The following is a 20,077-nucleotide window of genomic DNA, read 5'->3' on the forward strand; positions in this document are numbered from 1 at the left end:
TCGTACTGAAACTGTGGCTTTGCCTTATATCAAGCCATGGGAACCTGGGGAATGATGCGCCCTTCGATTCTCTCAAAAATGTCGTCCAAATCCCTGCCGGTTATGGTCAAGCCGTGGTTTTTCAATCCAATGACCGCACGTGTCGGATCATCAGCCTGACGAACGAGTTCCGCTACCGCCTTGGCAAGTTCAACGGTTCCGCAGGGGTAATTGATCTGGGTCGAAGGGATTCCCTCCATCCAAGCGTGGATGTGGACAATCGCACCCACTTCCGGGTGTTCCGTATAGATCATCCAGTGCTCAATAGCGTCAACGGACACTCGCCGCGGCTGAACATTTGGAGGAACGCTCAACAGCATCGTATTCCGATCAGAGTCAAAGCCTTTAATCAAGAGCATATCTTGACCGATCTGCCGCAAATTTCCCTTGTTTACCCCGCTCCCGCTCATCCAGAAGCGGGTGCTGTCTTTGCGGGCGCTGAGATTTCCATAGCTGAGTCCGCCAATTCCGTATAATCGTTTGACGTGGCGGAAATCCTCCGGAGGAAGAATTTCCTGAATCGGGAAAGGAGCCGGCCACAGATTCATCGCTTCAATTTTATTGCCGGCTTGGCGGACTTTCTCCGTAACCTCATCCCCCTCCCACAATTCCTCGGGCAAATCCTGGTGAAAATCGTTGTTAATAATCAAGTTCGAAGTGGCAAGAGGTTCCAGGCGTTCCAGGATTTTGTCAAAATAAACGTCTTCCTGTCCAGCTTCGTAGGGAACCCTGTAATATCCCTGTTCCAGCGTGACAAAGTAGGTTTCGAAAACATCGGATGTGCGAACTATATAGATCAGCAAGTTAGACAGTGCGCGAATCAGAATCGGGTAACCGGCCCTCAGAATACTTTCTGGAACAGTATTGCTTTCAATCAAGGTCACCACATAGGTAGCCTGAGCTTTTCGCCGGTAAGGCCGCGGCGATTGCGGATCCGCGAAGTTCAGCACCAACCGGGCGGTTTCCTGCGGCGACTCGATCATCCGATATCCTTTTGACTCAAGTTTTTGTCGGAGACCATCGGCAAACCACTTTTGAAAACTCGTAAGCATTTCTCCGGAAAAAATAAAGCTTGACATATTAACCTCCTGGTTGCATCAACTTTTTTACACCAAATAGCAGTATTTCCCGATCGCCCAGAATATTTCACTTAACGACAAACAACTTTGAATATAAAAACGAAAAATGTTAACACAATGGCAAATATCGTGCATCCAGAATCGGGGGAAAGGATATATGCAAAAAATGAGCAACGAAGTAGTGGCTGTGATTGGAGGGTCTTCCGGAATCGGCAAGGAATCGGCCAAGTTGTTCGCAAAACTTGGGGCGCGGGTCATCTTGATTGCCAGAGGGGAAAACCGTCTTCAATCGACAGCCGAAGAAATCAAAGGATTGGGCGGTACTGTGGAAGTTATTGCGGCTGATGTTTCCTCCCCCTGGAAAGTGAAAGAAGCGGCGGGGTGGATTGAGAAGAATCATGGTCGTCTGGATGCAATGATTTTCAGTGCAGCCGTTTTTTACTTGTCGCCGGTGGAGACGATGGAGCTGTCGTTGGCCAAGCAGTCGATGGATATCAACTATTGGGGGGCCGTGCACGTAACCCAATCATTTTTGCCTTTAATTCGAAAAGGAAACAGGAAGAGCCTGGTGTATCTCTCATCGCTGTCCGCTCAGTGCACTCCGCCCTTTTTTACCGCTTATGCCGCAACCAAGCATGCGCTGCGCGGTTTTGTATTGTCTTTGCGGCAGGAACTACAACCGGAAGGAATTCATGTCGGAATGGTTTCACCCGGCCCGATCAATACTCCGTTGATTGAAAATGACATTCATCAGGACATGTATCGTTTGCCGAAGGGAATTCCGGTACTAAGGCCTGAAGATGCTGCAAGGGGAGTGGTGAAGGCGGTTTTGAAGCAAAAAAAGGATCTGGTGATACCGTGGGGATTATCTCTTGCAGCCAAGCTGTCTGCTGCGTTTCCCTCAATGGTGGAGATGTATTACCGCCTTTCCATTCCTGGCTGGAACGCCCATATCCTCTCCCGTACCAAAGGGGCTCGGGAGAATTGGCAGCAAGATGCGGAAGCAAGGTCATGATTCTCAAAGCTCTATGTGGATGACGGAAGAGGATAAGCAGAAAATGGAAAGATTATTCATTGTCAATGAGCATGCGGGAAAAGGAAAGACAAAAAAGCGCTGGCCAATGATTCAGCGCCATTTGGACACATTCGGGATCCGGTACGACGCACGGTTTACTTCAAAACCAAAGGAAGCGATTGAAATAGCGAAAAAGGCAGTTCATCATTATTCCCAACTGATAGCGGTCGGAGGTGATGGAACGGTCAATGAGGTGGTGAATGGAATTGCGGGCCAGGGCACATTGTTTGGTTTAATGCCTACAGGAACAGGAAATGACTTGGCACGGACCTTACATATTCCCGACGATCCCTACCTGGCAGTAAGATGCCTGGCGAATGGCACCCACCATCCCATGGATCTGTTGGATATTAACGGTTTCTATGTGGCGGGCGCCATTGGAATTGGACTTGACGGTGCCGTGGCAACGGACATAAACCTGGCATCATGGAAGAAAAAAACAGGAACTGTAGGATACATTCTGAGTATGTTAAAACTGCTTTTGACGTTTCCGCCTTTTGCCGTATCTTTGCAGATAGACGATCAGGCTTTCTTCTTTCCCAACTGCTGGCTGGTGGCAATCGGGAACTCAAAATACTACGGCGGAGGCATGAAAATTTGTCCACAAGCTGTAAATAACGATGGTGTTCTCGATCTATGCGTAGTGCATAACTTGTCCCGGATCGAGCTGCTGAAGATCTTTCCCTCTGTATTCCATGGCATGCATGTTCTGCATCCGAATGTTTTATGTTTTCAAGGAAAAAAGGTCCGGGTGACGACAGAGCGGCCGGTTCCCATTCACGGGGACGGGGAAATCCTGGGCAACACGCCAAGCGTAATTGTCGTTCGCCCCCATATATTAAATGTTTTGTTCGGGAGTTGAAACCATGAGGTACATTTTTGTGTTTTTGTGGGCGGTAGGATGTGTCCTGGCAGGAGAAGGGATTTTACGAAAAGGGATTGTTTTTCAACTGCAAGGGATAAGACGGGGAATCTGGCTGCAGGTGTTGGCTGCCTTCATTTCTCTGGGGCTTCCCATATTGGCTGCTTTATTAATAGAATAGGGCATTCGCCCAATTTGAAACGGACAAAGAACAGGGACATTATCTGACCAATATGGATACTGCAATGGGAGAAGCTTTCATGAAGATCAAGGTCATGACGTTTAACATCCATCACGGAAAGGGAACGGACACAAAACTGAACATGAATCGTATCGTTAAAGTAATGAAGGAAAGTGATGCGGATCTGATCGGTCTGAATGAAGTGGACAGGAATTTCTCAAGCAGAAGCGAGTTTATGGATCAGGCAGCCTGGTTGGGGGAACAGTTGAATATGAACCATGCTTATGGAGCGGCGCTCACCCAAAACGAAAGGGGAACCGGCAGATTGAGGCAGTATGGGAATGCTCTCCTGTCCCGCTATCCGATTGTATCCGAAAAAAATCATCTCTTCGATTTCTATTCGGGTCTTATCGAAGGTCGATCCCTGTTGGAAACCCGTTTGCAAATTGAGGGACAAGCACTGGATGTATATATCACCCATCTGAGTCTGAATCCCTTCCTTCATAAGAAACAAACGGATTTTATCCTGAAAAAGGCAGCGGATACCAAGCTGCCCGTTCTTCTCCTTGGAGATTGGAATATGAGGCCGGGAGCCAAAGCCTGGAGAAAAGTAACCCGGCATCTGACGGATGTTTGCGATGCTGCCGGTACCGGATCCTTGCATACGTTTCCTTCATCCCGGCCAAGAACACAGTTGGATTACATATTTGTCAGCAGAGGGTTTCACATTGAATCGGCTGAAGTAATCAAAACAATCCCCGAGGCCTCAGACCATCTACCCTTAACGGCTGAGTTGGTGTTCTCATCATGAAAAAAGTGATTCTCCTGCTTGTGGATTCCTTAATGCCTGCTGTCTTGGAAGATTGCCTGAGGCATAAAACCGTTCCTGCTCTTCAGTTTCTGAAGGATCGGGGAAGGTACTGGCCTGATTGCGTAACCGTGTTCCCCACCATGACGGCTACGGTGGACAGTTCATTGGTAACAGGGGTTTACCCTGACCGCCATCGAATTCCCGGTCTTATTTGGTATGATCCGGAAACAAAATCCATCATCAATTACCTTAACGGATGGAGGTGTGTTTGGAAGCTGGGGCTCAATCATTGCGTGCAGAATGTTCTTTATGACCTGAATGAAAAACATCTGAGCAAACAGGTCACCACTTTGTTTGAGGAACTGGCATCCAGAGGAAAAACATCTGCCTCCCTCAATGCCATCATTCATCGAGGGACCCAAAAACATCAGGTAAGGCTTCCCTTTCTACTCAATCTTATTACCGGCTTTCGGTTTAACCAGCAGATTTCCGGACCCGATGTGCTGACACTGGGGTCAATGGTGCAAACGGATATGGAAGGGACAATTCCCTATTACCTTAAAGGTCTCAGACACTTATTCGGAATAAATGACAAATATGCCGTAACCGTTGCGATAAATCTGATCCGGTCCGGCAAGCAACCTGATTTTATGCTGGTCTACCTTCCCGACAACGATAAAAAGGTGCATAAAAAGAACCCCGCACACGCGGAAGGTTCTTTAATCCAGGTGGATCATCATCTGCAGGAAATTTTGAACGCTTTCGGTTCCTGGGAACAGGCTCTGGACCAATGCGTCTTTATTGTCACCGGCGATCACGGACAGACTCGAATCGGCAAGGGACAGGAATTCAATGTCGATCTTGACAAGGTGTTGGAGCCTTTTCGGGTGCTTCAGCCGGGAGAACAAGCAGGGGATCATGACCTGGTGGTTTGCAACAATGAGCGAAGCGCCTATCTCTATCCTTTGAAACCGGATCAACAAGAGCTAATTTTGCAGCGTTTGTCAATGGAGTCAAGATTTGATCTGATTGCCTGGAAGAAAGGAAAAGGAGTAGCGGTCAAAGAAGGGGGATCCGGCAGGGAAGTGTATTTCGAACCGGAAGGATCGCTGGCCGACATTTATGGAGCCACATGGGCGATCACCGGGGAATGGGCTGTGCTGGATTTGTCCGTGAAACAGGGGATTCTGAATTATGGCTGTTATCCTGACGCACTTTCCAGGTTATATGGTGCGCTCTACTCTCAAGACATCCCCATGATTGTTGTGACTGCCCGCCCCAGATATGAATTGATAAGCCGGTACTACCCAAGGCATATGAATGGCGGCTGTCACGGTTCTTTGCATCAATACGATTCCCTGATTCCTTTGCTAGTGGCCGGAACGGAAACCCCGGTCAAAGAACCGCCGCGCCTGGTTAACTTGAAACAATTTGTCCTTGGGCTTTTTGAAACTTGATAAACGCATCGTGGAACAAGCCGACTTCGCAAAGTCGGCCTGTTATTTGTATTTTAAGGCAAGATACTTGGCAAAGCCCGTAATGGCGTACACGGAATCCCGGATCATCCCGGATGTCAGCACGTTTCGTCCGGGACGGGGATTGACATCCAGCACATAATACCGGCCATTCACATCCACTCCTATGTCCAGTCCAACTAGACCCAGATTCCGTCTGTAACGGGTAAACTCCTCAGCGGTGGCAATCGCCGCTTTCGTCAATTCCTGCTTGCCGGGGAAAGGATAGCCTTCCTTGAAAGCCCACTCGCTAATCTCCTCCCAGTCTCCTTCGATTCCTCCCGAGTGCAAATTGGATACGATGGACCCCACAGGGCCTAGCTTCGGACGAATTCCGACCAATTGCCATTTACCTGTTTCGTTACGGTTCAATTGGAAGCGGAAATCAATCTTGCGGCCATCCCGTGTCAGAAGTTCAACTTTTTCCTGCGCGATGTACCGCCCTTTCTGCAGCAGATACCTAAGAAACGCGGCCAATTTTTGCCTGGAGAAGGTTCGGTCAAACCCTTTGTCCTTAATAAACCGCTGTGCCCTCACCCGTACCGAATCCTGCTGCAGCTGCAGTTCCAGAATGCCTTTGCCGCCGGTGCCCCTGACCGGCTTGAGGTAGACACATTTCACCTGTTCCAGGAAGGAGAGTACATCTTTCACGGTCCGTACCTGTATGGTTTTGGGAATATGGCGGGACACCTGCTTGTTTCGCTTCAGGATGTCGGCGATGCGGTTTTTCTGAAACAGGGCAGGGTTGAATACCGGGATTCCCTTTTTCTGAAACTCCCTTTTGACGGTTAACGCGCCGGTTTGTCTCAATGCTCGCAGCAACACATTTTCATACACCACATCGGGCATCCGGTGCCACTTCCGGACCCATCCGCTTTTGCCGTCACTGGAAGAACAGGACCAGGCGTGCACCCGGTTCTGAAAGAAATTGACATCTTCCGGATGGAAAAAAATCACCTTCACTTCATGGCGGAGTCCGGCCTGGTGAAAGTGGCGCCAGGTGGTCGAAGGCACATACCCTTCCTTCGAAGACAAAGGGCTGTGCCGGTTTGGCAGGGAAACCGTCATCACGCCAAAAAGCACATTTTTGTCCATACAAGTCCCCCATTGCTTAACTCAATACTTCATGATATTCGTCAAACGGAGATTGGTTATGGAATAGTGGAAAAGATCGTAAGCGTTGGCGGAATGGCGCATACTACCTGATGGTGGAGGGGGGGCAGGGAATGCCGATTCACATTTTTGTAAAAAGCCTATCGAAATCTATTCCAAAATCATCTATAATACATATAGATTCATTAAATGAAACGTCGTTTTAACAGATGAAACCCTGGGGAAACTAAGTGTCGAGCGCTAAGTTGCCACTATGGGGGTAATTGTGAGGGAGGTTGTACTATGGCACAAGACAAATTCTCAGCCCGCCGCCAACTGCAAGTGGGCGGCAAACAGTATGTCTACTATTCACTGCCGGCCCTTGAAGAAGCGAAGCTGGGCCCTGTCTCCAAGCTTCCGTTCTCGATCAAGGTGCTCCTGGAAGCGGCCGTCCGTCAATTTGACGGGGTTGCCATTACGGAAGACCATGTGAAGAAAATCGCCAACTGGACGGAAGAGCGCGATCTCAACCAGGAGATTCCTTTCAAGATGGCGCGGATTGTACTGCAGGACTTCACCGGCGTTCCGGCCGTAGTGGATCTTGCGGCCATGCGCGACGCGATGAAGAAGATGGGCAAAGACCCGCAGAAGATCAACCCGCTGGTGCCTGTTGACCTGGTCATTGACCATTCTGTGATGGTGGACTATTTCGGCAGCGAAGATGCCCTTGAGCAAAACATGAAACTCGAGTTTGAGCGCAATGGCGAGCGTTACCGCTTTCTCCGCTGGGCGCAGACCGCATTCAACAACTTCCGTGCCGTTCCTCCGGCCACCGGGATCATCCACCAGGTGAACCTGGAGTATCTCGCGTCTGTTGCCATGACGGCGGAAGTGGATGGGGAAACCCAAGTATTCCCGGATTCCCTTGTAGGTACGGACTCCCACACCACCATGATCAACGGCCTCGGGGTTGTCGGCTGGGGGGTAGGCGGTATCGAGGCGGAAGCCGGAATGCTCGGACAACCGCTCTACTTTGTCACACCTGAAGTTGTGGGCTTCAAACTGACTGGCGAACTGGCAGAAGGAGCAACCGCAACCGACCTGGCGCTCACCGTGACCAATATTTTGCGGAAGAAAGGCGTTGTCGGTAAGTTCGTCGAGTTCTTCGGACCCGGCGTCAGCAAGATGAGCCTGGCAGACCGCGCCACCGTTGCCAACATGGCTCCTGAGTACGGCGCTACGATGGGCTTCTTCCCGGTTGACGAAGAAACACTGAACTATATGCGCTTGACCGGTCGCAGCGAAGAACAGATCGCGCTGGTGGAAGCTTACTACAAGGCACAAGGAATGTTCCGCACCGACGATATGGCGGATCCCGTGTTCTCCGATGTTGTGGAACTCGACCTGTCGGCTGTGGTTCCGTCCCTTGCAGGTCCGAAGCGTCCGCAAGACCGTATCGAACTGTCTGCCATGAAAGAGGGCTTCAACACGGCCATTCGCACACCGATTGAAAAAGGCGGCTTTGGTCTGACTGAGGAACAAATCAACAAAGAAGCGAAAGTGGAGCACCCGAACGGCGAAGTCTCCACTCTGCGCACCGGATCTGTCGTGATCGCTGCCATCACCAGCTGTACCAACACCTCCAACCCGAGCGTGCTGATCGGTGCCGGTCTGCTGGCGAAGAAAGCCGTTGAGAAAGGCCTCAAGAAGCCTGCTTTCGTGAAGAGTTCTCTGGCGCCCGGTTCCCGCGTTGTGGCGGATTACCTGGCAGAAGCGGGCCTCATGGAATACCTGGAAGCTCTTGGTTTCCACATTGTCGGATACGGATGCGCAACCTGTATCGGGAACTCCGGTCCGCTGCCGGAAGAAATCAGCAAGGGAATTGCGGACAGCGATCTGACCGTTGCGGCTGTTCTGTCCGGCAACCGGAACTTCGAAGGCCGCGTTCACCCGCAAGTGAAGGCTAACTATCTGGCTTCGCCGCCACTGGTTGTCGCATACGCGCTGGCGGGGAACGTGGACATCGATCTGACAACCGAGCCGATTGGTTATGGCAAAAACAATGAGCCGGTGTATCTAAAGGATATCTGGCCGTCTTCCGAAGAGATCAAGGAAGCCATCAACAAAGCGGTTCGTCCGGAACTGTTCCGTCAGCGCTATGCCAACGTCTTCACCGGCAATGAAGTTTGGAACCGGATTGACGCACCGACCGGAACCCTGTACAACTGGGATGAAAACTCAACCTATATCGCGAACCCGCCGTTCTTCACCGACCTTGGCGAAGATCTGAACGCGATTCAGGAAATCAAGGGTGCGAAGACCCTGCTGCTGCTTGGCGATTCGGTAACCACCGACCATATTTCGCCGGCGGGAAGCATCAAGGCGGACAGCCCGGCTGGCAAATACCTGCAGGAGCATGGTGTGGCACCCGTTGACTTCAACTCCTACGGTTCCCGCCGCGGTAACCACGAAGTGATGATGCGAGGAACCTTCGCCAACATCCGGATCCGCAACCAGGTGGCTCCGGGTACGGAAGGTGGCGTAACCACCTACCTGCCAACCGGCGAAGTGATGTCTGTGTACGATGCTTCCATGAAGTATCAAGAAAATAATGTTCCGCTGGTTGTCATTGCCGGCAAGGAATACGGAACCGGAAGCTCCCGTGACTGGGCGGCGAAAGGGACCTTCCTGCTGGGCGTGAAAGCGGTCATCGCCGAAAGCTTCGAGCGGATTCACCGCAGCAACCTGGTGGGCATGGGCGTACTGCCGTTGCAGTTCACCGAGGGCGTAAGCTGGAAGACCCTTGGCATCACCGGCCAGGAAACCTTTGACATTGTGGGCCTCAGCGATGCGATCCAACCGGGTCAGAAAGCGAAAGTCGTCGCAACCCGTCCGGACGGCAGCTCCTTCGAATTCGATGTGATTGTGCGCCTGGACAGCGTGGTGGACATCGACTACTACCGCAACGGAGGCATCCTGCAAAAAGTACTGCGCCAACTGGCGAAGTAATAAAAAGATAAAAGAGAAACAATCGGAGAAGAGAGACTCCGGAAACTCAAGCCGAATCGAGCGGATTCAAAGGGGCTGGCCCAAAAGCAGATGCGTCTGCTTTCAGGGCACAGCCCCTTTGGCTTGTCGAATATCATTCTGACAATCGGGGGCGGACGGGATTATGTCCAGGGGGAATATATTCGGGGTTTGTCCGTCTGCCGTAGGTTCCCCAAGTGGGAATAAGGGTTTTTGAGGTGCTTATTTTCGAATTCAAGGGGTCCGTTTATTGCATAAGGATTCTTGAGGTACTTATTTGGGGATTCCTGTCTCCTTCTAGATTCGGAATGATGATTAAGGTGCTTAAAATGTTTATTTGTAAAAATGGCTGCAAAGGAAAAGGTGATAGGTGACTGAAAATCCCTTATGATCCTTACTCACTCTTCACGGTGGTTAACGCTAAAAGCTTCTTTTCTGATAGAATAAGGACAGAGCAAAAAAACTGGCAGGGGGATCGCATATGATTAAAAAGTTTCGTGCGTTGTGGGTTGAGAAGACAGAAGATTCTTTCTCGGTAAGCGTAAAAGAGTTGGGGCTTTCGGATCTGCCGGAAGGAGACGTTACCATCCGGGTTGCTTATTCGAGCGTGAACTACAAAGATGGGCTTGCCTGCATCCCAAATGGCAAGATTGTAAGATCCTATCCCTTTATTCCCGGCATCGACCTGGCTGGCACTGTGGTGGACTCGAAGGACAGCCGGTTCAAAGAAGGGGATCAGGTGGTTATTACCGGGTATGAATTGGGTGTTGCCCACTTTGGCGGATTCAGCGAATATGCCCGGGTCCCGGCCGATTGGGTGGTGCCGCTGCCGAAAGGGCTGAGCCTGAAAGAAGCAATGGCCATCGGAACGGCGGGATTCACAGCCGCACTCTCCGTGCAGCGGCTGGAAGACAACGGACTCAACCCTGAGCGCGGGCCTGTGATCGTGACAGGTGCCACAGGCGGTGTCGGAAGCACGGCGGTTGCCATGTTGGCAGGCCTTGGCTATCACGTCGCAGCCAGCACCGGCAAGGCGTCAGAGCATGAATACTTACATACGCTGGGTGCCAAAGAGATCCTGGGCCGGGAAGAAGTAACCGACACCAGCCGTCCTCTGCAAAAAGAACGCTGGGCAGGAGCGGTGGACCCGGTCGGCGGAAAGACACTGGCCTACCTGCTGAGCACCACAAAATACGGCGGTTCGGTAGCGGTCAGCGGCCTGACAGGCGGAACCGATCTGGCAACAACGGTGTTCCCGTTCATCCTCCGGGGTGTCAACCTGCTGGGGATCGATTCGGTCTACTGTCCGATGGACGTTCGTCTCAAGTTGTGGGAACGCCTGGCCAGCGACCTGAAACCGGCCAACCTGCTGGATCAGATCGGATATGAGATCTCGCTTGAGGAACTTCCTGATACAGTCGGGAAGATCTTGAAAGGTGAGGTTCGTGGGCGGACTGTTGTTAGGTTGGAGGCTTAACCCGGTAAAGCGGGCAAGTGACTTGAATAACAGTAAGGGTTGGGATCGGCTCCCAACCCTTTTTTCTCGTTCGATTGTCTTTGGATCTTATATAGATAAGGATTGGGAAAGGGGAAAACCATCCCTGAATTCAACAAATCAACAAGAATTTGTACCGTTTAAGAAAAAAATTATAAAATTTCGCAAGTTCGAAAGGAATTCCTTGATCCACCCCGAATATCTTAGTTAGTAAAGTTAACTAAGAGAGGGATTCATGTGCAGGACCGGCGTCCGCGTGGAAATGTGCAATTGATGAAGCAATTGAATCGAGAAGCGATTTTGCAGCATATCCGGGAACAGGGACAGATCTCCCGTGCCGGCTTGGCGGAACTGACGGCTCTGAGCAAGCCGAGTATTTCGGCCCTGGTAGATGAACTGCTGCAGGAGGGCTGGATCAGGGAAGTCGGAATCGGGGAATCCAGCGGGGGAAGAAGGCCTATCTTGCTTGAACTGAATTCCGAAGGCTTTGCCATTGTGGGTGCGGTGTTCGAAGGGACCGGTCTGGAGATGGCAGTATCCAACCTGAACGGAGAAGTACTCGGAGTGCAACACGTGACGATCAAAACGGATGCATCGGGGCAAGTTGTCCTCGACGCATTGGAGAAAGAGATTCTCACATTCTTGATCCGTGAACAAGTCAATCTTGATCAGGTTCTGGGAATAGGCATCGGGTTGCCGGGTGTTACCCAGAGAGGGAATGGAACCATCCACTTCTCTCCAAGTACGGGGTGGAACAACTGGCCCATCCGTCAGGAACTGGAAAGACGCTTATCAACTCCCGTATTTTTGGAAAATGATGTAAATCTTATGGCGCTGGGTGAGTTTTATAAAGGGGCCGGGCAGGGAACCCAGCATCTGGTGTACATCCATATAGGAACGGGAATCGGCGCCGGAATCATCCTGAATGGACAGTTATATCGGGGATTTTCCGAAGCTTCCGGCGAAATCGGGTACCAGGTGATTGGCAACCCCATCAAACGCGACAAAAGCGAATATGGAATTTTTGAAGGGAATTATGCGTCAGCAGCCATATTGCAGCGAATCAACTCCATACCCGGTTTGCGGGGATTGGGTGAACTTTTTGCCAGTGATGAAAACGCTGTCAGAAAGCTTGTGGACTTGGCGGGAGAGTTTCCGGAGTTGAGGGAAATTCTTGAGGATGCCTATACACATTGGGCCTATGGAATCGCCAATGTAGTGTGCGTGTTAAATCCGGAAGTAGTCATACTGGGGGGTGATATTTTCCATATAGGTGAAGCTGGGCTGCAACGGATCCGCGAGATTGTGGAACAAATCGTTCCAGTGATGCCCAGACTGAAATTTGCGGAATTGGGAGAACGTGCAGGCGTGATTGGTGCGGTCTTTCATGTGCTCGAAGCGGATCGCTCATTGTCAGGTAAACTTGGGGGTGTAAGTTGGAAATGAAAGGAGCTTGGTTAATGACAAACGGTATGAAAAAGTGGATGGTTGGTGTATTGACCGGTGCCTTGGCATTCTCGCTGACTGCCTGCAGCGGCGGCGGGTCCACGGGAACCAGCAGCAACGGCGGAAATGGCAATGGCGGGGCCGCCGAAGAAAAGAAACTCGTAATCTACACAGCTCGTGACAAGAACGTCGTGGATGCAGTAATTCCAAAGTTCAAGGAGAAGAATCCCGGTTATGACGTTCAGGTTCTGACTATGGGTGCCCAACAGATTCTGGAGCGTGTACGCGGAGAGAAAGCGAATCCGCAGGCCGATTTCTGGTGGGGCGGTACCCAGTCCGCTCTGATGACCGCCGCAAATGAAGGACTGTTGGAGGCTGTCAAACCTTCTTTTGCCGATAAAGTACCGGCTCAGTACAAGGATGCGGAGGGTCGCTGGTATGGTGAAATGCTTCTTCCCGAAGTCATCATGTACAATTCCGATGCCCTGAAGAAAGAGGATGTGCCGAAGGACTGGGATGACCTGCTGGATCCCAAGTACAAAGGGAAAATTCTGATTCGCGGCGTGCTGGCCTCCGGTACCATGCGGACCATCTATTCTTCCATGATCTATCGCCAGGATCCAAAGGACCCGGCAAAAGGCTATGAGTGGTTGAAGAAACTGGATGCCAACACCAAGGAGTACACACAAGACCCGACCAACCTCTATCTGAAGATGGCGCGTCAGGAAGGCGTACTCTCTCTTTGGAACCTGCAGGACATCCTGATTCAAAAAGAAAAACAAAAGCAGCCCTTCGATTTCGCAGTTCCCTCCAGCGGAGTTCCGATCCTAGTTGACGGTGTAGGGGTAGTAAAAGGTGCCAAGCATAAGGAATCTGCCATGAAGTTCTATGAGTTCCTGTTTGAGGAAAGCCTCCGCGTGGAACTGGCTGAGAACCTGTTCCAGATTCCGACACGGAATGACATCAGTAAAGACAAGATGCCTAACTGGTACAAGAACCTGGACCTGAAGCCGATGAATATTGACTGGGCTGTAATGGCTGAGAAGGAAAAGGAATGGATGCAGTACTGGGATGAGAACATCAAGGGCAAAGGTGCGAAATAAGGAGAACAAGGGCGGGGCAATGCCCCGCCTGCTTGCAAACATCGGAGGGGGATGCCATGATCTCAGTTACACTAGACAAAGTAGCAAAGAAGTTTGACCAGGTTGTCGGAGTGGAAAATGTCGATATTCAAATTCAGCCGGGGGAATTTTTCACGTTCCTTGGCCCCAGCGGTTGTGGAAAGACCACGACATTGCGTATGATTGCAGGCTTTTACTATCCGAGTTCGGGACGGATTCGATTTGGGGAACAGGATGTCACCTACCTCCCGCCCAACAAGCGCAATACAGGAATGGTGTTCCAGAACTATGCCCTTTTTCCTCATTTGACTGTGTTTGAGAATGTGGCCTTTGGACTTAAGGTACGCAAGCTTTCCAAGGGAGAGATCCAGACACGGGTGGAGCGGGCGCTGGAACAGGTGCATCTGCCGGGAATGGGTTCACGCAGAATTGACCAATTATCGGGTGGACAGCAGCAGCGTGTGGCTTTAGCCCGGGCTCTCGTGATTGAACCGGGAATTCTCCTTCTGGACGAACCGCTTTCGAATCTTGATGCCAAGCTTCGGGAAGAGACGCGCTCGGAGATTAAAAGACTGCAATTGGATCTGGGAATTACAACGATCTATGTAACACATGATCAGGCGGAAGCCATGGCCATGTCAGATCGGATCATGGTCATGGAGAAAGGCCAGGTTCAGCAAATTGGGACTCCGAAAGAGATTTACAATCGTCCCGCAAACCGATTTGTAGCCTCCTTTATCGGAGAAACAAATCTATTGGAAGGAACTGTGGAACAGGTAACGGGAGAGGAAGTTACTGTTCAGATTGCCCCCTCGATCCGACTGACAGGGTTGAGTCGAAATGCCAACTCCAACGTCAATCTGAACCCGGGAAGCAAAGTGGTCTTATCGATCCGGCCGGAAGTGCTTCAGGCAGCAACAGGATGGACTGAGAACGTGCTCAACGGGGATGTTGTACTTTCCGAATTTACGGGTGTCAGTGTGAATTATCTGGCTCAGGTACAGGAGCATACCCTGCGGGCCATGTTCGTGAATACTGGAATGGATGTCCGGGAACGCGGGGAGTCGATTGCGCTTCATGTTCCAAAGGATCGCATCTACTTTGTGGAATAGGGGGGGGAGTGCATGCAGCCTTCACTGAATACTTCTCAACCCGCCGTGAGCCGCTGGACAAACCTGACATCTAAGCCCTGGTTTGTATATGTCCTGATTTCACCGTTGTTTCTCGTCTTGCTGGGATATGTGGTATATCCCTTGTACCAGACCTTTATGAACAGTGTGTTGGTAGACGGCCAAGTAAGTCTGAAGAGTTACTCAAGGTTCTTCAGCCTTACCCATACCTCCAATCTGGAAGCTTTGTTCACGAGCATTTACATTTCGATATTAAGCGTCATCACTTGCGGAATTGTTGGGGTAACCATGGCATTTCTTCTGGCCCGCTATGAATTCCCGGGTCGCAAGATCCTGTCCGTGCTGGCCATGGTTCCGATGGCCTTCCCTCCCTTGATTGGCGTGTTATCCTTTATGTTCCTGTACGGGGAAAGCGGCATAATTCCCCGCGCAGTCAAAGAGTTGCTGGATTTGCAGCAGGTCCCTTTTTATCTGAAAGGGATTCCCGGTGTTCTTGCCGTTCATACGTTTACGATGTACACCTACTTCTACATGACGGCATCCGCCGCCATTGCAGGGTTGGATCCTTCGTTGGAGGAAGCTGCCTATAACCTGGGGGCCAATCGTTGGCAGGTATGGCGCAAGGTGATCATTCCCATGCTGACTCCGGCCATTATTGCATCCTCACTTTTGGTGTTCATGATTTCCATGGCGTCCTATACGGCTCCCTTGATCTTTGGGATTGAACGAACCATGACGATGCAAATCTATCTTTCCCGTACCAATGGGAATCTGGATATGGCAGCCACGCAATCAACAATCCTTTCAGTTGTTTCCATCGCCTTTCTGTTTATCATGCGCTGGTATCAGGGACGCAGGAATTACCAAAACCAGAGCAAGGGTGTCAGTGTCCACCGAACGGAAGTGAAAAGCCAGGTCGGAAGATACCTGACCATGATTGCTTCCATCATTGGCGTGATCATTCTGCTGCTGCCAATTCTGGTGATTGCTCTGATTTCCTTCTCTGTGGATGCGACCTGGACGACTCAGGTGCTGCCTCCAAAATATACGGTAGACCACTACATTCAACTATTTACAGACAAGAATACGTGGGAACCGATTCGGAACAGTTTTGAGATGAGCTTTGTCGCAACGATTGGAAATGTCATCTTCGGCGTGGCTGCCGCTTATGCAGCCGCTCGATTGAAATTCAAAGGGAAATCCCTGTTAGATGCGTTGATTATGATACCCTGGGCACTCCCGGGAACAGTTGTCGGGATTAACCTGATAGCCGCTTTCAACGAACCAAGCCTATTCAGTTTCAATCAAGTTCTGGTAGGAACCTTCTGGATTATTCCGTTAGCGTATTTTGTTCGCCATCTGCCTCTTGTCTTCCGTTCCACTTCCGCTACCTTTGCACAAATGGATCCTTCTGTGGAAGAAGCGGCACGGAACCTGGGGGCCAGTTGGTGGTACAGTTTCCGGAGGGTTGTATTCCCAATGGCCCTCGGTGGGATTCTTGCGGGTACACTGCTTGCTTTTGTGCAGGGTATTGGAGAATTCGTGGCGTCGATTCTTCTCTTTACAGTCAACAGTCGACCGATTTCCGTGGAGATCTTCCAAAGAATGTATTCCTTTGAATTCGGCACAGCCTGTGCATACGGAGTATTGCAAATAATCCTGATTATCATTGTGCTGTTCTTGACTCGAAGATTTAGCGGGGACAATGCAGGCAGTGCGGTCTCCTAATCGCTCTTTTCAATGATGTGGGTTGCGGGAACCGTGTGTCATCCTAGGCAGTCACACGGTTTAGCAAATGCGGATCAGGGAAATAGCCTGCCGCGATAAAGGGAAAAGGGGGAATATGATGAAGAAGTGGTTCCAACGAACGGCCCAGACGGCTGCGGTACTGGGCATGGCAGGAAGTCTTTTTCTGCCCTTAACTGCGAGTCCGGTTCACGCGGAACGTGGAATCGTAGATCTGTGGAAGGCCATCAAACCGCTGACCACAGTGGCAAGCCTCATGAATACGGGGGCACATCCGGACGACGAACACAGTGCACTGCTGGCGTACTCATCGCTCGGACTCGGGGTTTCTACTTCCAGTATCATCGCCAACCGGGGGGAAGGCGGGCAGAATGAGATTGGGAGTGAACTCAACAATGCACTCGGGGTGATTCGTTCCCGTGAACTGCAGGAAGCTTCCAAGATCACCAATGTGAAGCTGGGAATGCTGAGTCAGGAAATCAACGACCCCATCTACGACTTTGGCTTCTCCAAGAGCCCTGATGAAACTTTGGAGAAGTGGAATGATCAGGTGGCCTACGAAAGACTGATTCGGGAAATCAGAAAGAACCGTCCTGATGTTCTGATTCCTGCTTTCCTGAACACTCCCGCCACTCATGGTCATCACCGTGCGATCAACATCCTAACCCTTCGTGCTTTCGATGATGCCGCAAAGCCGGAAGTGTTCCCGGAACATCTCCAACAGGGCTTGAAGCCATGGCAGCCGAAGAAACTTTATCTTCCGGCAGATGCAAAAGCATTTACAGTAGCAGTACCTATCGGCACTTATGATGAGATGTATGGGGCCTCCTATGTACAACTGGGGGAAGAATCCCGTTACATGCATAAGAGCCAGGGGATGGGACGCGACTATCATGAAGGTCCGCAAGATGGCTTTTATAAACTGGAGAAAGCGGTAATTCCGCTGGCCGAGAAGGAGAATTCTCTGTTCAACGGAATTGCATTCACATTTGAGGACCTTGCCAAAGAAGTGGAAACCAAGGGCAAGGACAATAAAGTTACCAAAGACCTAAGAAACCTGCAGAAAGATGTGGATGAGGTAATGGCCGCTTACCCGAGCTTTGGCAAGGTGGCCGAGAAGGTTCATCACATGATTGCGGATGTTCGCTCCGCTGTCGATAACGTTACTGCTTCCTCTTTGTCGGAAGCAGACAAAGACGATCTGCTGCACCGACTGAACACATAGCTTGACCAGCTTTACAAGGCTAGCGCGGAAGCTGCTTCACTTGTTGTGAAAGTGATCCCCGACACGGGTGAGGTAGTCCGCGGACAGACAACCAAAGTAACCGTTCGGGTATTCAACGGCGGCAATGTCGATATGAAGAACTTTAAGGTGAACCTCAGTCTGCCCGAGGGTTGGCAAGCAACTCCTAAAGGAACCACAACCTTTGACCGATTGGCCTATAACCAAACGGGAATCGTCGAGTATGACGTAACTGTTCCTGCAGATGCTGCCGGTTTTCATCCTTACCGGGAGTCCATTCTGTCAGCAACCGTTCAGTACGAAGCTTTCGGCACGATAGCCAAGTCTACAGTCACTCCGAAGAATGCGTTCGCCGTATTGCCGGAGTTCTCGGTTTCCTTGAGCCCGAATGCGACAGTCCTAAACACATTGAAGACTGACGAACCGATTTCTGTGAAGGTAGGGGTTCGCAACTATACTCCAGGCGCTGCCACGGCAACTGTATCGTTGTCAGTTCCGGAAGGCTGGGTAGTGGAACCGCAACAAGCTGCTGTAAACTTTTCAAAGAAGGGTGAGACCCAATCAGCTTCCTTTACTGTCAAGGCTTCTGCGGGAACTGTAAAAGGTAAGTACGAAGTGAAGGCTAAAGCAGTAAGAGGTTCTGCAGTCAGCGAACAGGACGTGCAAGTAATTGAATATCCGCACATTGGGCGCACCTATCTGGTAACTCCTTCAGTGCTTACCATTCAAGCCTTCGACCTGAAGGTTCGGGAAGGACTGAAGGTGGGGTACGTATCCAGCGGGTTCGACAACATCGACCAGTACCTGCGTCAAGTGGGCGTGAATGTAACAAATCTCGATGCCAACGAAGTCCAGTTTGGTGACCTGTCCAAGTACGACACCATCGTTCTCGGCATTCGCGCTTACGGATTCCGTACGGACCTATTGGCAAGTAGTGGAAGAATGTTGGACTACGTGAAGAACGGCGGCAACCTGGTTGTACAGTATCACAAGCCGGAAGACAATTGGAAGCCGGAACTGGCGCCTTATCCGATCAAGATCGGAACCCCGCTGATCCAATGGCGTGTAACAGATGAGAACTCAAAGGTAACTGTTTTGGCGCCTGATCATCCATTGTTTAATACGCCCAACAAGATCACCGATGCGGATTGGGCGAACTGGGTACAGGATCGTTCCGCCTACAATCCGTCTGAATGGAGTCCTGAATATGTTCAGCTGATCTCTAACGGCGATCCGGGAGAGAAGGAATTTACCGGAACTTTCCTGACAGCTAAATACGGGGAAGGAACCTACACCTACAGCAGTATTGCCTGGTACCGTCAAATTCCAAGTCTGGTACCCGGATCCTTCCGTCTGTTTGCAAACATGTTGAGCTTGGAGTAGACAACGAGGGAGGGGGTTTCCCCTCCCCTCCAATCAAGGAGGGAACACCCATGGAATCCCTGACAGAAATTCGCATCATCCAAGGCCGTGATTTAAAGAAAACCGTAGAAGAAGCACAGTTTGCCGCATTGCCCCTTGGCAGCATCGAATACCACGGACCCCATGCCCCTTATGGCACCGACCTGATTCTGGCCGAAGGTTTCAGCAGGCTGCTCAAAGGAAATTACAAAGGCGTACTTTATCCCGCCATACCTTATTCCGCCTGTCCGGGGAAGACCCAGCATTATCCGGGAACGATCTCTATATCCCCCTCAATCATGACTCAATACGTTTGTGAAGTATTGGAGGGGATCTGCAGAACCGGATTTACCAAAATTCTAATCTTGAATGCGCATGACGCGAACATGGGGATTGCCCGGACAGCTGCGGAGTGGGTCACAGGAAAGTTTGCCCCCTGCAGCATTCTGATTCTCAACTGGTGGCAGATGGTTGCCCTCGAAACTGTTGCCGGTTGGGGTGTTTTTTCGGGGAGTGGACGTGGACATGGAGGACCTTATGAAATTTCCGCTGTCCAGGCATTATGCCCGGAAGCGGTTCAAGTAATGCCGGATGACCCGAATTTCGAAACACCGCCGCCGCTTTCCAACTACCCTTATGTACTTGTTGAACGATCCCCAAAAGGCTGGGACGGCTATACGGGGCGCATCAGTGAAACCTCATTGGAAACAGGAAAAAAGATCGTGAAAGAAGCGGCAACAAATCTATCAAAAGTCGTGCAAGACTGGTTAGCTAACAGTAACTCATAGATCAGACCACCAGACAGGAGAGAGACA

At 50.8% G+C, this 20,077-nt stretch carries 14 protein-coding genes and 1 pseudogene; 13 read left to right on the forward strand and 2 right to left on the reverse strand.

Annotation, left to right across the window (positions count from 1 at the left end; all coding sequences use genetic code 11):
• Nucleotides 1–29: 29 nt before the first annotated feature.
• Nucleotides 30–1,118, reverse strand: coding sequence for a class II aldolase/adducin family protein (locus tag EFBL_RS12470; protein WP_096182450.1), 1,089 nt, complete (start codon nucleotides 1,116–1,118; stop codon nucleotides 30–32).
• Nucleotides 1,119–1,275: 157 nt separating this feature from the next.
• On the opposite strand from EFBL_RS12470, the gene EFBL_RS12475 reads away from it, so the two are divergent.
• From EFBL_RS12475 to EFBL_RS12490, 5 genes are all read left to right on the forward strand, one after another.
• The gene (locus tag EFBL_RS12475) at nucleotides 1,276–2,133 is read left to right on the forward strand and encodes an SDR family NAD(P)-dependent oxidoreductase (RefSeq protein WP_165912688.1); all 858 of its coding nucleotides are present in this window, start codon (nucleotides 1,276–1,278) and stop codon (nucleotides 2,131–2,133) included.
• 43 nt (nucleotides 2,134–2,176) lie between these two features.
• On the forward strand, nucleotides 2,177–3,055 hold the full coding sequence (locus EFBL_RS12480; protein WP_165912689.1) for a diacylglycerol/lipid kinase family protein: 879 nt from the start codon (nucleotides 2,177–2,179) through the stop codon (nucleotides 3,053–3,055).
• A 4-nt stretch (nucleotides 3,056–3,059) separates the two neighbouring features.
• Nucleotides 3,060–3,236 (forward strand): hypothetical protein, encoded by a 177-nt coding sequence (locus EFBL_RS20595; protein WP_165912690.1) that lies wholly within the window; start codon nucleotides 3,060–3,062, stop codon nucleotides 3,234–3,236.
• 79 nt (nucleotides 3,237–3,315) lie between these two features.
• The gene (locus EFBL_RS12485) at nucleotides 3,316–4,047 is read left to right on the forward strand and encodes an endonuclease/exonuclease/phosphatase family protein (protein WP_096182453.1); all 732 of its coding nucleotides are present in this window, start codon (nucleotides 3,316–3,318) and stop codon (nucleotides 4,045–4,047) included.
• The gene (locus EFBL_RS12490; RefSeq protein ID WP_096182454.1) at nucleotides 4,044–5,504 is read left to right on the forward strand and encodes an alkaline phosphatase family protein; all 1,461 of its coding nucleotides are present in this window, start codon (nucleotides 4,044–4,046) and stop codon (nucleotides 5,502–5,504) included. The genes EFBL_RS12485 and EFBL_RS12490 overlap by 4 nt, the downstream gene beginning before the upstream one ends.
• Nucleotides 5,505–5,546: 42 nt before the next feature.
• Here EFBL_RS12490 and EFBL_RS12495 read toward each other — a convergent pair whose 3' ends face one another.
• A complete protein-coding gene (locus EFBL_RS12495; RefSeq protein ID WP_096182455.1) occupies nucleotides 5,547–6,656 on the reverse strand; it encodes a YheC/YheD family endospore coat-associated protein in 1,110 nt (369 codons plus the stop codon).
• A gap of 300 nt (nucleotides 6,657–6,956) precedes the next feature.
• Between EFBL_RS12495 and acnA the strand changes: the two genes are divergently transcribed.
• The 8 genes and pseudogenes from acnA to EFBL_RS12535 all read left to right on the forward strand — a co-directional run bounded on the left by acnA (nucleotide 6,957) and on the right by EFBL_RS12535 (nucleotide 20,050).
• Entirely contained in the window at nucleotides 6,957–9,662 is a 2,706-nt protein-coding gene (gene acnA / locus EFBL_RS12500) for an aconitate hydratase AcnA (protein ID WP_096182456.1), read from the forward strand.
• 499 nt (nucleotides 9,663–10,161) lie between these two features.
• On the forward strand, nucleotides 10,162–11,157 hold the full coding sequence (locus EFBL_RS12505; protein WP_172899708.1) for an NADPH:quinone oxidoreductase family protein: 996 nt from the start codon (nucleotides 10,162–10,164) through the stop codon (nucleotides 11,155–11,157).
• A gap of 255 nt (nucleotides 11,158–11,412) precedes the next feature.
• Entirely contained in the window at nucleotides 11,413–12,621 is a 1,209-nt protein-coding gene (locus tag EFBL_RS12510; RefSeq protein WP_231705790.1) for an ROK family transcriptional regulator, read from the forward strand.
• A 14-nt stretch (nucleotides 12,622–12,635) separates the two neighbouring features.
• Nucleotides 12,636–13,724 (forward strand): extracellular solute-binding protein, encoded by a 1,089-nt coding sequence (locus EFBL_RS12515; RefSeq protein WP_096182489.1) that lies wholly within the window; start codon nucleotides 12,636–12,638, stop codon nucleotides 13,722–13,724.
• A 56-nt stretch (nucleotides 13,725–13,780) separates the two neighbouring features.
• Complete coding sequence (locus tag EFBL_RS12520; protein ID WP_096182457.1) at nucleotides 13,781–14,854, forward strand: ABC transporter ATP-binding protein; 1,074 nt, start codon at nucleotides 13,781–13,783, stop codon at nucleotides 14,852–14,854.
• A 12-nt stretch (nucleotides 14,855–14,866) separates the two neighbouring features.
• Nucleotides 14,867–16,600, forward strand: a complete 1,734-nt coding sequence (locus EFBL_RS12525; RefSeq protein WP_096182458.1) for an ABC transporter permease — start codon at nucleotides 14,867–14,869, stop codon at nucleotides 16,598–16,600.
• Nucleotides 16,601–16,715: 115 nt separating this feature from the next.
• Nucleotides 16,716–19,244, forward strand: a pseudogene (locus EFBL_RS12530) (NEW3 domain-containing protein).
• Between the two features lie 50 nt (nucleotides 19,245–19,294).
• The gene (locus tag EFBL_RS12535) at nucleotides 19,295–20,050 is read left to right on the forward strand and encodes a creatininase family protein (protein WP_096182459.1); all 756 of its coding nucleotides are present in this window, start codon (nucleotides 19,295–19,297) and stop codon (nucleotides 20,048–20,050) included.
• Nucleotides 20,051–20,077: the final 27 nt, after the last annotated feature.

It is taken from the genome of Effusibacillus lacus (genome assembly GCF_002335525.1).
GTDB lineage: Bacteria > Bacillota > Bacilli > Tumebacillales > Effusibacillaceae > Effusibacillus > Effusibacillus lacus.

Coding starts and splice junctions, on each gene's coding strand:
- EFBL_RS12525 (WP_096182458.1), top strand. CDS start 14,867: ATGCAGCCTTCACTGAATACTTCTCAACCCGCCGTGAGCCGCTGGACA.
- EFBL_RS20595 (WP_165912690.1), top strand. CDS start 3,060: ATGAGGTACATTTTTGTGTTTTTGTGGGCGGTAGGATGTGTCCTGGCA.
- EFBL_RS12485 (WP_096182453.1), top strand. CDS start 3,316: ATGAAGATCAAGGTCATGACGTTTAACATCCATCACGGAAAGGGAACG.
- EFBL_RS12505 (WP_172899708.1), top strand. CDS start 10,162: ATGATTAAAAAGTTTCGTGCGTTGTGGGTTGAGAAGACAGAAGATTCT.
- EFBL_RS12475 (WP_165912688.1), top strand. CDS start 1,276: ATGCAAAAAATGAGCAACGAAGTAGTGGCTGTGATTGGAGGGTCTTCC.
- EFBL_RS12480 (WP_165912689.1), top strand. CDS start 2,177: ATGGAAAGATTATTCATTGTCAATGAGCATGCGGGAAAAGGAAAGACA.
- EFBL_RS12470 (WP_096182450.1), bottom strand. CDS start 1,118: ATGTCAAGCTTTATTTTTTCCGGAGAAATGCTTACGAGTTTTCAAAAG.
- acnA (WP_096182456.1), top strand. CDS start 6,957: ATGGCACAAGACAAATTCTCAGCCCGCCGCCAACTGCAAGTGGGCGGC.
- EFBL_RS12535 (WP_096182459.1), top strand. CDS start 19,295: ATGGAATCCCTGACAGAAATTCGCATCATCCAAGGCCGTGATTTAAAG.
- EFBL_RS12520 (WP_096182457.1), top strand. CDS start 13,781: ATGATCTCAGTTACACTAGACAAAGTAGCAAAGAAGTTTGACCAGGTT.
- EFBL_RS12495 (WP_096182455.1), bottom strand. CDS start 6,656: ATGGACAAAAATGTGCTTTTTGGCGTGATGACGGTTTCCCTGCCAAAC.
- EFBL_RS12515 (WP_096182489.1), top strand. CDS start 12,636: ATGACAAACGGTATGAAAAAGTGGATGGTTGGTGTATTGACCGGTGCC.
- EFBL_RS12490 (WP_096182454.1), top strand. CDS start 4,044: ATGAAAAAAGTGATTCTCCTGCTTGTGGATTCCTTAATGCCTGCTGTC.